9 protein-coding genes are annotated in these 14,081 nt (G+C 70.1%); 6 read left to right on the top strand and 3 right to left on the bottom strand.

What is annotated here, in order from left to right; translation table 11 throughout:
• The first annotated feature begins 55 nt into the window (after nucleotides 1-55).
• The 4 genes from JOD54_RS31790 to JOD54_RS31775 all read left to right on the top strand — a co-directional run bounded on the left by JOD54_RS31790 (nucleotide 56) and on the right by JOD54_RS31775 (nucleotide 6,549).
• Nucleotides 56-814, top strand: a complete 759-nt coding sequence (locus JOD54_RS31790) for a hypothetical protein (RefSeq protein ID WP_204455620.1) — start codon at nucleotides 56-58, stop codon at nucleotides 812-814.
• A 215-nt stretch (nucleotides 815-1,029) separates the two neighbouring features.
• Nucleotides 1,030-4,374: a fibronectin type III domain-containing protein gene (locus tag JOD54_RS31785; protein WP_204455619.1), complete on the top strand. Its 3,345-nt coding sequence runs from the start codon at nucleotides 1,030-1,032 to the stop codon at nucleotides 4,372-4,374.
• Nucleotides 4,374-4,817 carry an MTB12 C-terminal domain-containing protein gene (locus tag JOD54_RS31780; RefSeq protein ID WP_204455618.1) on the top strand — a complete coding sequence of 148 codons (444 nt, stop codon included), beginning with the start codon at nucleotides 4,374-4,376 and terminating at the stop codon, nucleotides 4,815-4,817. Before JOD54_RS31785 ends, JOD54_RS31780 begins: the two co-directional genes overlap by 1 nt.
• A gap of 13 nt (nucleotides 4,818-4,830) precedes the next feature.
• A complete protein-coding gene (locus JOD54_RS31775; RefSeq protein WP_204455617.1) occupies nucleotides 4,831-6,549 on the top strand; it encodes a cytochrome c oxidase assembly protein in 1,719 nt (572 codons plus the stop codon).
• On the opposite strand, the gene JOD54_RS31770 is transcribed toward JOD54_RS31775, so the two are convergent.
• On the bottom strand, nucleotides 6,518-7,198 hold the full coding sequence (locus JOD54_RS31770; RefSeq protein WP_204455616.1) for a hypothetical protein: 681 nt from the start codon (nucleotides 7,196-7,198) through the stop codon (nucleotides 6,518-6,520). The genes JOD54_RS31775 and JOD54_RS31770 overlap by 32 nt on opposite strands.
• A gap of 211 nt (nucleotides 7,199-7,409) precedes the next feature.
• On the opposite strand from JOD54_RS31770, the gene JOD54_RS31765 reads away from it, so the two are divergent.
• Nucleotides 7,410-10,628, top strand: a complete 3,219-nt coding sequence (locus JOD54_RS31765; RefSeq protein ID WP_204455615.1) for a S8 family serine peptidase — start codon at nucleotides 7,410-7,412, stop codon at nucleotides 10,626-10,628.
• 126 nt (nucleotides 10,629-10,754) lie between these two features.
• Complete coding sequence (locus tag JOD54_RS31760; protein WP_307860443.1) at nucleotides 10,755-11,981, top strand: S8 family peptidase; 1,227 nt, start codon at nucleotides 10,755-10,757, stop codon at nucleotides 11,979-11,981.
• 69 nt (nucleotides 11,982-12,050) lie between these two features.
• On the opposite strand, the gene JOD54_RS31755 is transcribed toward JOD54_RS31760, so the two are convergent.
• Entirely contained in the window at nucleotides 12,051-13,622 is a 1,572-nt protein-coding gene (locus tag JOD54_RS31755; RefSeq protein ID WP_307860441.1) for an MFS transporter, read from the bottom strand.
• Nucleotides 13,619-14,044, bottom strand: a complete 426-nt coding sequence (locus JOD54_RS31750) for a MarR family winged helix-turn-helix transcriptional regulator (protein ID WP_204455613.1) — start codon at nucleotides 14,042-14,044, stop codon at nucleotides 13,619-13,621. Before JOD54_RS31750 ends, JOD54_RS31755 begins: the two co-directional genes overlap by 4 nt.
• Between the last annotated feature and the right edge of the window lie 37 nt (nucleotides 14,045-14,081).

Here is a 14,081-nt window from a genome sequence, read left to right as displayed (position 1 = left end):
CCCGTGCCCAGTACGGTGGTCGTGCACGAACGCGGACGCGATCGGGGAGGACGAAGTGAGCGAGGAACTGCCGCCGTACCTGGGTGTGCTCGTGGTGGACGCCGAGCGGTACGGCTCGAACACCGACCCCGGTCAGCAGAAGCTCGCGGAGGCGATCCCCGAGGTCCTCGAGGGGGCGTTCAACGGCAGCGGCCTGGCGCACGTCTGGGAGGGGCGGCTGTTCCCGCAGGACACCGGCGACGGCATGGGGCTGGCCTTCGACACCCGGTACCTGCCCGCCGTGCTCGAGGGGTTCTTCGGCGCGCTCCAGGAGGTCCTAGTCGCCCGCGACGCCTACATGCGCCGGTTCAACCGGGCTCTGCGGCTGCGGCTGCGCGCCGCCGTGCACGTCGGCCCCATCCGCCCCACCGGTGGCGGCCAGGCCCTGGTCACCGCCCACCGCCTCCTCGACGCCGCCCCCCTGCGCGACGCCCTCACGCGGTCCGACCCCGAGCGCACCTACCTCGCCGCCCTCATCTCCGACCGCCTCCACGACGACGTCGTGGTCACCGCCTACGCCTCCCTGCCCACCTCCCCGGTCGAGGTGCGGATCAAGGAGTACCGCGCCACCGCCCACCTCCACGTCCCCACCCCCAGCGGCGACCTCCTCACCACCGGCCTGGTCCCCACCCCCGCCCCCACCACCCCCGACGACGAGGACCCCACCCCGCAACCCCCCGCCACCACCGGCCCCGTCCACAACACCATGAGCGGCATCCACACCGGCACCGCGATCCAGGTCGGCCACCTCCACGGCGGCCTCCACAACCGCTAGCGCCCATTTTCTGCGCTTTTGTCCGAATTTCGGTGGCCGGGCGGCGGGAATGGTGGGGGAGTCGAAAATCCCCACCTCACCAGGGGTTCTGTCGTCGATACCGCCGAAGGGCGTAATTGTGTGACGGGCCCTCTCCAGGCGAAACGTTGACCCGGGCGTAGCGATGTAAGCGACGCCGGCGTGGTCGGCCTGGGAACTTCGGTCGAGGACGGGTCATGGGATTGCTTCGCCCCCGCCGGGCGCGTGTGGTGTTGGCCGCGCTGGTGTCGTTGGTGCTGGTCGGGTTCGGGTTGCCCGGGTACGCGGCCGCGGTGGCGCCCGCGTTCGTGCAGAAGGTGACCGCTCGGGCCGTGGTGGCCAGCAAGGCCGTGACCCTGCCGGGCAACGTGACCACCGGTAACCGGATCGTCGTGCAGATCGGGATCTGGAGCAGCGGCAACGCCAAGGCCAAGTCGGTCAAGGACGCGGCGAACAACACCTACACCCTGCTCTCCTCGGTCACCGCCTCCGACGGCACCGAGCTCAGCGTGTGGAGCGCGCCGGTGGTCAACGGCGGCGGCACCAAGCCCGCCATCACCGTGACCGCGACCGCCAAGGCCGACCTGGGCATCGCGGTCGCCGAGTACTCCGGCCTGTCCCAGGTGGCCGACGCGACCGTGGTGGACCAGAAGGCGCAGGCGACGGGGACCAGCACGGTCGCCGGGGTGGTCACGTCCGGTCCGACGCCGGTGACCACGGGTGACGGCCTGGCCATCGGGTTCTACGCCGACTCCGGGTTCGGCAAGACCCTCGCCGCGGGCGCCGGGTTCACCGAGCGGGTCAACGTGTCCCCGACCTCCGACATGGAGTTCGTGATGGAGGACCGCCCGGTCGGCGCGGGCGAGCAGCCCAGCGCCGGGGTGTCCACCGGGTCCGGGGTGCCGTGGTTGATGTCCACGGTCGTCTTCAAGGCGTCGGGCTCGACCGGCGGCGGCGGTCCGACCGCCCCGTCCACGCCCACCTCGGTGACCGCGCAGGCGGGCAACGCCAGCGCGACCCTGAACTGGACCGCCCCGCCCAACGGCGGCAGCCCCATCACGACCTACACCGTCATCCCTTACGCGAACGGCACCGCGCAGGCACCCATCACCCTCAGCGGCCCCGCCTCCACGCTGCAAGTGCCCGGCTTGACCAACGGCACCTCTTACACCTTCACCGTCGCTGCGACCAACGCCATCGGCACTAGTAGCCCGTCCGCCCCCTCTAACGCGGTCACGCCCACGGCGTCCCCGCAGGGCCAATGGGCGCCCGCCATGGACTGGCCGTTCGTCGCGGTGCACATGGTGGCGTTGAACAACGGCAAGTACCTGCTGTGGGACGGGTGGCACCAGCCGGAGCCGACCTACCTGTGGGACCCGGCGACCAACAACTTCACCACCATCATGGCGCCGGACAGCATCTTCTGCGCCGCCAACGCCCACCTGCCCGACGGCCGCGTCCTCGTCGTCGGCGGCTACGGCGTGGTCTCCACCGGCGAGCTCGGCATCAAGGACACCACCATCTTCGACCCGGCCACCAACGCGTGGAGCCGCGTCGCGGACATGCACTACCCCCGGTGGTACCCGAGCATCACCGAGCTGCCGGACGGCCGCTACGTCACCATCAGCGGCAACACCTCCGACGCCTACACCTGGGCGGAGCACCCCGAGGTCTACGACCCGGCCAACAACACCTGGACCGTCCTCAACAACGTCAACACCTCGCAGATCCACGAGGTGGAGTACCCCTTCGCCTACCTGGCCCCCAACGGCAAGGTCTTCACGATGGGCCCGTCGGAGGACGTCTCCTACTGGCTCGACGTGAACAACCAGACCTGGACCCCGGTGGGCGCCAGCGGCGTCATCAACGGCTCGTCGACCATGTACCGACCCGGCAAGATCCTCTACAGCGGCGGGTCGACCACCGTCTCCGACGGCGCGCCCGCGATGGCCAACACCTCGGTGATCGACCTGACCGCGCCGACCGCGGCGTGGCGGCAGACCTCGCCGATGAACACCGCGCGCGACTTCCACACCCTCACCACCATGGCCGACGGCAAGGTTCTCGCGGTCGGCGGCGCGCCCACCAGCGACCAGAGCAAGCTCAACACCGGCATCCTCAACGCCGAGATCTGGGACCCGGCCACCGAGAAGTGGACCAACGCGGGCGCGATGGCCGTCCCGCGCCAGTACCACCAGACCGCGCTGCTGATGGCCGACGGCCGCGTGCTCGTCGCGGGCGGTGGCCACCACATCAGCGCCACCGTGCCCGGCCAGTTCTCCGCGCAGATCTTCTCCCCGCCGTACCTGTTCAACGGCGCCCGCCCGACGGTCACGTCGGCCCCGGCGAGCACCGCGTACGCGCAGACGATCTCGGTGTCCACCCCGGACGCGGCCGACATCAGCGCGGTCAACCTGGTGTCGATGGGCGCCAACACCCACCAGAGCGACATGGACCAGCGGTTCGTCCCGCTGCAGTTCACCAAGGGCGTCGGCAAGCTCGACATCCAGACCCCGGCGGGCGCCACGCTGGCCCCGCCCGGTGACTACATGCTGTTCGTGGTGAACTCCGCGGGCGTGCCCTCGGTCGCCAAGACCGTGCGGATCCTGCCGTCGATCACCGCCCCGTCCGCTCCCTCGGCGGTGGCCGCGGTCGCGGGCAACGCTTCGGCGACGGTCACCTGGTCGGCCCCTGGCGACGGCGGCAATGCCATCACCGGTTACACCGTGACGCCTTACGTCGGTTCGACCCCGCAGACCCCGGTGGCCGTGACTGGCACTACGGCTCAGGTCACGGGTCTTACCAACGGCACGGCCTACACGTTCCGTGTCACCGCGACCAACGCGATCGGCACTAGTGCCCCGTCGACCCCGTCGAACTCGGTGACCCCGTCCGCCACCCCCATCCCCGGGTACGTGCAGCAGGTGACCGGTCGCGGACCGGGGGCAGAGCGCGCGGTGACCACGCCGTCCGCGGTGCAGGTGGGCGACCGGCTCGTGGTGCAGGTAGGCATCTGGAACACGGTCGGCTCCAGGGCCACCGGCGTCCGGGACTCGGCGGGCAACGTCTACACCAAGGTGGCGAGCATCGTCGCCACGGACAACACCGAGCAGAGCATCTGGACCGCGCCCATCACCGCCGGTGGCGGACAGCGGCTGACTGTGACCGCGTCGGCGTCGGCCTCAGCCGACATCGGGGTGGGTGTCGTCGAGTACTCCGGCCTGTCGCTGGCCTCCGGCGCGGGCGCGGTCGACTCCTTCATCTCCGCGAAGGGCACCACGGCGGTGGCCTCGTCCGGGCAGACCGCGGCGGTCACCGACAACAACCACCTCGCCGTGGGCTTCTACGTCGACTCCGGGTTTTCGCGGAACCTGACGCCGGGTGCCGGGTTCACCCAGCGCCTCAACTCCTCGCCCGCCGGGGACATGGAGATGCTGATCGAGGACCAGCTCGCTGTGCTCGGCGCCCGACCGAACGCGACGGTGAACACGGTGGCGAACACGCCGTGGATGGTCACCACCGTCGTGTTCAAGCACGCCTGATGGCCACCCCAGCCCAGGACGCCCGGCCGCTGACCAGGCGGCCCGGTGTCCTGGCCGGGGTCGCCGCCGCGGTACTGGCCGTGGTGGCCGCCCAGTTCTGGCTCTTCAGCACCCCGGACGACACCCCGGCCGCGGCGGTGTCGGGGTACTTCGGGGCCGCGATCGCCGAGGACTGCCCGACCGCCTTCGACCTGCTGACCGACCCGGTGCGGGGCAGCTACGGCACGGTGGAGCGGTTGTGCGAGCGGGCCAAGGCCGACACGATGGTGTCGTTCCAGGTCGGCGACACGGTCACCACGCCGGAGGGCGCCAAGGTCACCGTGACCCTGGTGCGGCCGAACCTCACCTTGGTCGACGCGGTGACGATGGTCCAGGTCGACGGGAAGTGGAAGATCGCCTCGTTCGAGGTGCTCTCCTCGGACCGGGGGCACGGCCGCCCCTGACTGGAGGTCGTGGGTGAAGCAGCAGACCAGGCTCGCGCCGCTGGTGGCCGTCGGTACGGTCACCGGTGCGGTCGTGGCCGCCGGGATCGCGGCTGTGGCGCCGGTGCCGGTCCTGGGCTTGCCGAATCCGGGTGCCTTCGTCCGCTATGGGCTGCCGTCGGTAAGAGTCTTCGCGGAGGTCGCCGCGGTTCTTGTGGTGGGGGCACTGCTAGCCGCCGCCGTGTTCGTCCCGCAGCGGGATGCCGCTAAGACCGCTCGAGTCGCCGGTACCTTCGCCGGGTGGTGGGCCTTGCTGGCGGCGGCCATGGTCGTGCTGACCGTCGCTGACGCTCTCGGGCAGACCGTAGTGGGCGTGTTGCCTCTCCTTGGGCCTGCCGTCGGGCGGCTGTCGGTGGCTCTGGCGTGGTTGGTGGTCGCGAACCTGGCCGCGTTGGTGTGGGTGGGTGTGCGGCTTCAGGTGAAGCCGCTGGCGCTGTTGGTGCTCTCGCTTATCGGTGTGGCTCCTGTGGCGCTGACGGGGCACTCGTCTGCTGGGGGAGACCACGACATCGCCAGCGACAGCCTGATGCTGCACGTGGTCGCGATGTCGCTGTGGGTCGGCGGGCTTGTCGCGCTTCTTGTTCTGGTCAACCGCTCTTACGCCGCCACTGCGGCACGGCTCTACTCGGCTGTGGCGTTGGGGTGCTGGCTCGCCGTAGTCGCGACCGGCGTGGTGAACGCGTCGCTGCGGCTGTCGTTCGACGACCTGGGCACGCAGTACGGACTGCTTGTCGTTGCCAAGACGGCGGCGGCCTTGCTTCTTGGGTTCTTCGGCTACATGCACCGCACACGGACCCTTCGAATGATCGACGCGGGTCGCCCGCGCGCGCTATTGCAGCTTGGTGCCGTAGAGGTGCTCGTCATGCTTGCAACCATTGGCCTGGCGGTGGGTCTTAGCCGCACCTCTGGGCCTATAGGCGAGCGGCGGAGGCTGTCGGCCACTGAGGTCCTGATCGGATTCCCGCTGCCCGAGCCCCTCAGCCTCATGAGGGTCGTCTTGGACTGGCGCTTCGACTTGGTGTTCGGCACGGCGGCCGTGGCCGCTGCCCTCTGGTACCTGGACCGGTTGCGCCGCCGGACCGACCCGTGGCCGGTGGAGCGCACAGTGGCCTGGTTGGCGGGATGCGCGCTGCTGCTCATCGCGACCAGCTCGGGCCTGGGCAAGTACGAACCGGTGCTGTTCTCTGCGCACCTAAGCGTTCAGGTCTTGGTCGGTTTGGTCGTGCCCGCACTGCTTGCCCGGGGGAAGCCGCTGGCTCTCGTCGGTCCGGTCGCGGTGTGGGTGCCTCGGCCGCTCGTTGCGGCTCAGCTCGCTGCTGCGGTCCCCTTGGTCACCTACGCGCTCGGCCTCTATGACTCCGCCGCGGGCCTCCACTGGGCGCGGCTGGTCATCCTCGGCGCATCCATCGGGACTGGGCTGGTCCTCTTCGCGCGAGTAAGCCGTGGGCCGGTGCTGGTGGTCGCCGGCGCCTACGTGGTGACGGGGGTGGTGCTGCTAGCGCGCGGCACGGCTCTCGGACGAGAGTTCTATGGCCGCCTTGCCTTGGGGTGGCAGAACGACGTGGTTGCGAATCAGGCCACAGCTGGTTGGGTCATGCTTGCCGCAGGAGTCGCACTCGCTGCCTACGCGGTGCTGACCACTCGCGTGGCGCGGCCCAAGGTCATGGAAATGGCAGCAGCGAAATCCCCGTAATAGAGTCGACGGCCGCCAGCGCGATGAGAGCGCTGTACGTGACGACTGTGCACCACACCAGCCGCATCCTTACGCCTGGCTGAAGGGCAGACCGGTCTAGCAGCCACGCCACCACGGGCACGACAAGGATGGCGTGCATCGCGACCGCATGGAGTGGCTTAAGAGCCCCCGCAGTGGTGTAGGCGATCTGTGGGTCGCCGGTACGGGCCTCGACAACACCTCGCGCGATCATCGCGGCGCCAGCCCCCAAGGCCGCCAATAAAGCGATAAGACCGAAGCGTATGGCAACGCGCATAGTCCGCGTGGATTGTCTGGTTCCTACCACCGCCGCCACAGTGAAGGCGACCGTGGTGAGGATGAGAACCCCGCCGCCCGCGGCCAGAGTCATCGAGACCCCGGTGTCCAGTGCCGTCTCGAAGTTGAAGTGCGACGGCACACCACGCCAAGCCTGCACGCTGACCAGCACAACCTCGACAACGCTCGCACCCGCGAACAGGCCCAACAGCAGCCTGCGCGCGCGGATAGTGGCGAACGAGGTCGCCCAAGCCACCGTGGCGAGCGTAAGGCCGAACGACAGCCCGAACGTCGCGGCTTTCCGCAACGACAGCGGACCCATCCACGTCCACCCTGTCACCAACAGCACCACCACGTGGACCACGCCACTCGCGAAGAGAGCGGCCCCCACCGCGTAGGACCACCGCTCCACCGGGCGCGCGCTGCGCCAGATTCCCCGAAGCATGCGGGCAGTGTTACCCACGCCCCCTTAGAGGCCTGTCAGCTCTGTGACCGGCCGTGACTGGGAATGGCTGCCTACGAACGGACCCTAGACGTTGCTGGCGGGCGTCGAGTTGGTTGAACTGATGCGCCCAGCATTGGCCCTGCTGACCGTCACCGCGACCGCGCTGATCGGTCTTACGATCCCCGCCGCGAACGCGAATCCGCCTGCGGCGGCGGTGAGCCCGCCCGATTACCTCGGCTCGCTCACGCTCCTCACCGGTGACCACGTCACCCTGCGCAGGACCGGCGGGCGTCTCGTACCGGCGGTCGACCCTGGGCCGGGGCGGGAGGGCATCCAGTTCGCCACCTCCGGAACCGGCGACGCGATGACCGTCGTCCCGTCGGACGCGCTCACCGCGCTGCAAGCAGGCAGGCTGGATCCCCGGCTGTTCGACGTCGCCACCCTGTTGCGGGAGGGCTACGGCGATGAGGAGCGCGACGACCTCCCGCTGATCGCACCGGCCGCAGCGCCAGGCGCCGGTCTCGCATTGTCCAGTGTGGACGCCAAGGCGGTCAAGGTGCGCAAGTCGGACGCGGCGGCGTATTGGGCTCAGTTGAGCCAAAGTCGGGTGGTGGGCAAGGTCTGGCTCGACGGGCGGCGCAAGCCGAGCCTGGATGTCAGTGTTCGGCAGATCGGCGCGCCCAGCGCGTGGGCGGCGGGCTGGACGGGCAAGGGCGTGCCGGTGGCGGTCCTCGACACCGGTGTCGACGCCACGCACCCCGATCTGCGCAAGAGCATCCTGGGCAGCCGCGACTTCACCGGTGAGGGCGGCGAACTGGCCGACTCCGACGGCCACGGCACGCACGTCGCCTCGACCGTGGCGGGCACCGGGTCCGCATCGGCTGGCAAGTACGTCGGCGTCGCGCCCGAGGCGAAGCTGCTCGTCGGCAAGGTGTGCGGCGGGTGGGGGTGTTCGGAGTCGTCGATCCTGGCGGGCATGGAGTGGGCGGTGGCCTCCGGGGCCAAGGTCGTCAACCTCAGCCTCGGCGGCACCGACACCGCGGCCGAGGACCCGCTGGAGGCCGCGGTGAACCGGCTCAGCGAGCGCGCGCTGTTCGTCATCGCGGCGGGCAATGACGGCGGCTACGGCGCGGAAACCGTGTCCTCGCCCGCGAGCGCCGACGCCGCGTTGGCCGTCGGCGCGGTGGACAAGTCCGACCGGTTCGCGGGCTTCTCCTCGCGCGGTCCCCGAATCGGCGACGCCGCGCTCAAGCCGGAGATCTCCGCTCCCGGTGTCGGGATCGTCGCCGCCAGGTCGAAGTACTCGCGCCTGGGCACCAAGAAGGACAAGTACACCAACCTCAGCGGCACCTCCATGGCCACCCCGCACGTCGCCGGGTCCGCCGCGCTGCTGGTGCAACGGCACCCGGACTGGACGCCGAAGCAGCTCAAGGCCGCGCTGATCGGTTCCGCCAAGCGGCTCGACGACGCCACCGCGTTCGACCAGGGCGCCGGGCGGGTCGACGTCGCCAGGGCCGTCAACCAGGTCGGCGTCACGGATCCGCCCGTGGTCTCGATCGGGCGGCAGCCGTGGCCGCACGACGACGACCAGCCGGTGACCAAGAAACTGTCCTATGTGAACACTGCGGCCGTCCCGCTGGTGCTTCGGCTCTCGCTCGCGGGCGACCCGCCCGCAGGCATGTTCCGGCTCTCGGCGCAGGAGATCATCGTGCCCGCGCGCGGCCGGGCCGACGTCGAGGTCACCGTCGACACGAAGATCGACGCCACCGAATCAGTGCACAGCGCGTGGATCACCGCCGAAGGCGGGGTGGAGCGGATCACCACACCGGTCGCGGTCGACCGGGAGCCGGAGAGCTACGACCTCACCGTGCACACCAACACGGCGTCCGGCGACCGCTCGGACAGCAACTTCACGCTGGTGTTCGGCGTCAGCAGGAACCAGTACCGTCCGATCTGGACAGTCGGCGGCGAGGGCAAGGTCCGCGTGCGCAAGGGGACCTACCACCTCGACACGGTGATCTCCGCGCCGACGCCGGACGGGCGGACGACCTCGCGGAAGGTCGTGCAGCCGAACGTGCAGGTGGCAGCGGACACGACGGTGGAGCTCAACGCCGTCGACGCCAAACCGATCGCGGTCACCTTCGACCGACCAGGCGTGCGGTCCCGTGCGGTCGGCACCGGTTACGGCCGCAGGCTGCCCTGGGGAACGCTCTACGCGGGCATCCTCGGCGACACCTTCGAACGCATCTTCGCCGTCCAGCACGGCGGCCCCATCGAGGACGTGGTCGCCGATGTCGGTGGCGCGTTCTTCGTGCCCGACGCGGCGGGCGGGGTCGAGAGCGCGCCGGTGACCTACAACGTGGCCTGGTTCCAAGGCGGAACCCTGCCGAACGGGTTCGCCAAGCAGGTCGCCGACGCCGACCTCGCCAGGGTCGACACGACCTACCGGCAGGTCCAGACCAAGCGCAGCGGCACGAAGTTGTGGCTGGTCACCGACCCGGTGTTCCAGACCGGCTCCGGCTACGGCCTGCCCATCACCCTACCGCTGACCAGGACCGAGTTCCACGGCGCCAACGGCGAGCAGTGGTCCGCGGAGTTCCAGCAGTGGCGCGTGGTCAAGGGGCAGGTCGTCACCGAGTCGGTCAGCACGGGCGAGGTGGTGCGGCACGCGCCAGGGCAGACCTACCGCGAGGACTGGAACACTGCGGTGTTCGGGCCCGCGCTGCCCAGGGACGGGCTGGCCGTTCGGGTGAACGACACCATCTCGGTCGGCGTACCGATGCTCGTCGACTCGGCCGACCGGACCGGGTCGTCGTCCCTTGTGGACACAGCGGAGACCTCGCTCTACCGCGAGGGCGAGCTGGTCGGGACCTCGACCGAGCCTGGTCAGGGCACGTGGGACGTGCCGGAGGCCACCGCGAGGTACCGCCTCGACGCCAAGGTCGAGCGCTCCGCGCCGCTGTCGGCTCGGGTGTTGACCTCTTGGGCGTTCACCTCCGTTCGACCCCAGCCGCGCGCCAAAGGTGGGGCCATCCTGCCGCTGATGGCTCTGCGCTTCGCGCCGATCGGGCTCGACCAGCGCAACCACGCGGTCGGTCGGACCACGAAGGTCGCGGTCTCCGTTGGCAAGCAGCCGCAACTGCCCGCGGTGCCGTTGACGCAGTTGCTCCTTTCCGCGTCTTTCAACGACGGTGTCACCTGGGTGGACGTACCGGTTGTTGACGGAACGGCGACGGTCACGCACCCTTCGGGTACTGCGTTCGTGTCTCTGCGCGGCAAAGCGGTTGACCGCGACGGCAACGAGGTGGAACAGACAGTGATCCGCGCCTACGGCGGATGAACCCGTTGCGCCGAAAGGCGTTGCAAGCGATCCGCAACCGATCCACAACCACGGTGCGATGTGCTCGGCTTCCCTGTTAGTCCCAGTTCAGTGGAGGCCCAACGCATGAACGCCAGGTTCCGTAAGGTGTCCAGGAGAACGGCGCTGCTGGCAGGCGTCGTCGTCGCGGTCGCCGGGTTCGGCGGTGCCGTCCCGGTGGCCGCGGCACCCGCCGCGGCGACCAAACCGGCCGCGATCCTCTACGCCGACACCGCGAACGCGGTCCCCGACGCCTACATCGCCGTGCTCGCCGACCAGCAGGCGTCCCCGGACGTGGTCAAGCGGCGCGCGGCCGAGGCCTCGTCGAAGTACGGGGTCACGGTGCAGTCGCAGTTCTACACCGCGATCCGGGGCTTCCTGGTCAAGGCGTCCGAGGAGCAGGCGAGGCAGCTGTCCACCGACACCGCCTACCAGTACGTCGCGCAGGACCAGGAGTACAAGACCCAGGCGCTCGGCGTGCAGAACGCGCCGCCGTCGTGGGGGCTCAACCGGATCGACCAGCGGTCCCTGCCGCTGGACACCAAGTACCACTACCCGCAGACCGCGCCGAACGTCTACGCCTACATCATCGACACCGGCATCCGCTACACCCACCAGGAGTTCGGCGGTCGCGCGTTCTACGGCATCGACACCATCGGCGGCGTTTTCCCGCCCGGCAACGACTGCAACGGCCACGGCACGCACGTCGCGGGCACCGTCGGCGGCACGACCGTCGGCGTGGCCAAGCAGGTCCAGCTGGTCTCGGTGCGCGTGCTCAACTGTGCGGGCATCGGCACCGGCGGCAGCGTGATCGCGGGCGTCGACTGGGTCACCAACGACGCCATCCTCAACAACCGCAAGGGTGTCGCGAACATGAGCCTCGGCGGCCTGAACTACGCGCCGCTCAACACCGCCGTCACCAACTCGATCGCGGCCAACGTGCACTACTCGGTCGCGGCGGGCAACTCCAACGCCAACGCTTGCGGGTACTCCCCGGCCAGCACCCCGGCCGCGACGACCGTGGCGGCCACCCAGGCCAACGACCAGCGCTGGCCCCTCTCCAACATCGGCACCTGCGTCGACCTGTTCGCCCCCGGCCACAACATCTACTCCGCCTACCACACGGCCGACAACTCCTACACGACGCTGAGCGGCACCTCCATGGCCGCGCCGCACGTCACCGGCACCGCCGCCCTGTGGCGGCAGCGCTTCCCCGGTGACACCTCCTGGCAGACGGCGACCTCGCTCACCGGCAACGCCACGCCCAACGTGGTGACGCTGCAGGGTGCCGGATCGCCCAACCTGCTGCTGTTCGCCAACCACATCCCCGTCTAGATCGGCATCGCCGTCTGATCCACAGAGGACGCGGCCCCGGGACCCCGGTCCCGGGGCCGTCAGGCGTGCCTACCCCGCGACGGTCTCGGCCTCGCGCTCGGCCGCTTGGCGCTGCATGCCGGACTGGGTGCGCAGCGGGACCTCCTTGATCGCCACGATCGCCGCCACCGTCACCAGCGACAGCACCGCGGCGACCAACAGGATCGTCGCCGTCGCGTCGCCGTAGGCGGCGCGGACGATGTCGGCCACGAACGGGGGGAGTTGGTCGAGCGAGCCGATACCCGCTCCGCCCGGGGTCGCCTGGATCCCGGCGTCAGCCAGGCCCTGGGTGGTCAGCGTGGTGACCCGACTGGCCAGGATCGCGCCGAGCACGGACACGCCGACCGTGCCGCCCAGGGACCGGAAGAACGCGACGGTGGAACTCGCTGCGCCCAGGTCCGACGGCGCGACCGTGTTCTGCACCGCCAGTACCAGGTTCTGCATCGTCATGCCCATGCCGAGCCCGAGGACGAACAGGAACACGCCCATCAGCACCATGTCCGTCGTGTGGTCGATCGTCCCGAGTAGACCGAACCCGGCCACCATCAGCGCGGAACCGACCACCAGGAACGCCTTCCAGCGGCCGAGCCGGGTGATCAGCACCCCGGACAGCGTCGACGACAGCACCGACCCGACGATCATCGGCAGGGTCAGCAGGCCCGCCGCGGTCGGGGAGTAGCCGCGGGCGATCTGGAAGTACTGGCCGAGGAACACCGCGCCGCCGAACAGCGCCGTGCCGACCGCGATGCTGGCCACCGTGGCCAGCGCGGTGGTCCGGTCGCGGAACAGCCGCAGCGGGATCATCGGTTCCGCCGCCCGCGACTCGACCCACACGGCCAGCGCCAGCAGCACGACCCCGGTCGCGGCCAGCGCGTAGGAGGTGCCGGAGCCCCAACCGAACTCACTGCCCGCGAGCGTCACCCAGATCAGCAGGTCGCTCACGCCCGCGGTGATCAGCGCGGCGCCGAGGTAGTCGATGCGCACCTTCCGCTTGACCACCGGCAGGTTCAGGGTCCGCTGCACCACCAGCGCCGACACGACCGCCAGCGGCACGCACACGAAGAAGCACCACCGCCACCCGAGCCAGCTGGTGTCCACGATGACCCCGCCCAGCAGCGGCCCGGCGACCGTGGCCACCGACATCACCGCCGCGATCGGCCCGGAGTACCTGCCGCGCTCGCGGGGGCTGATCATCGCGGCGATCACGATCACCACCAGCGACTGGAGCCCGCCGAGGCCAAGGCCCTGCAGCACCCGCCACACGATCAGCATGTCGACCGAGCCTGCGAGCCCGGCCAGCACGGAGCCCGCGGTGAACACGCCGATGGCCAGTTGCACCAGCAGCTTCTTGCTGACCAGGTCCGAGAGCTTGCCCCAGATCGGCGTGCTGGCGGTCGAGGCGAGCAGCGCCGCGGTGATCACCCAGGTGTACTGGCGCTGCGACCCGTGCAGGTCGCGGATGATCGTCGGCAGCGCGTTGGACACGATGGTCGAGGACAGGAACGCGGTCAGCATCGCCAACAGCAGCCCGGTCAGCGCCTCGATCACGTGCTTGTGGTCCATCCGCCCGCTTTCTTCCGCGGACGGTACTGGGGTGGTCAACGGTGTGTCTCCTCGCTGATGTCGTCCTCGAGCTTGCGCAGGTGCCCCAGCAGGCACCGCGCGTCGTCCTCCGACCACCCGGCGAGCACGCCGACCAGCCGGTCGGCCTCCCGTCGCCGGTGTTCGGCCAGCCACCGGGCGCCCGCCGCGGTGAGCGAGAGCAGCCCGGCCCTGCCGTCCTCGGGATCGGGCCTGCGCCCGACCAGCCCGGCCCTGGTCAGCGCGGCCACCTGCCTGCTGATCACCGACGGGTCGACCGACAGGCCGCACGCCAGCCGCCCCAGCCGCTGCTCGCCACCCCGGCTCAACCCGGCCAGCACCGCCGCCGCCGACTGGTGGTCGTCCTGCTTGAGCGCCTTCCCACTCCGCACGACCGCCCGGAACGCCTCGATGAGCCCGGTCGCGGTGTCCCCGGCGATCATGGCCGCCTCCTGGTGGTGGTTGGGATGGCCAACTATA

It is taken from the genome of Actinokineospora baliensis, assembly GCF_016907695.1.
In the GTDB taxonomy this organism is placed as follows: Bacteria; Actinomycetota; Actinomycetes; order Mycobacteriales; family Pseudonocardiaceae; genus Actinokineospora; species Actinokineospora baliensis.
The sequence above is the reverse complement of the archived record's forward strand: the minus strand, read 5'-3'. Positions and strand labels throughout refer to the sequence as shown.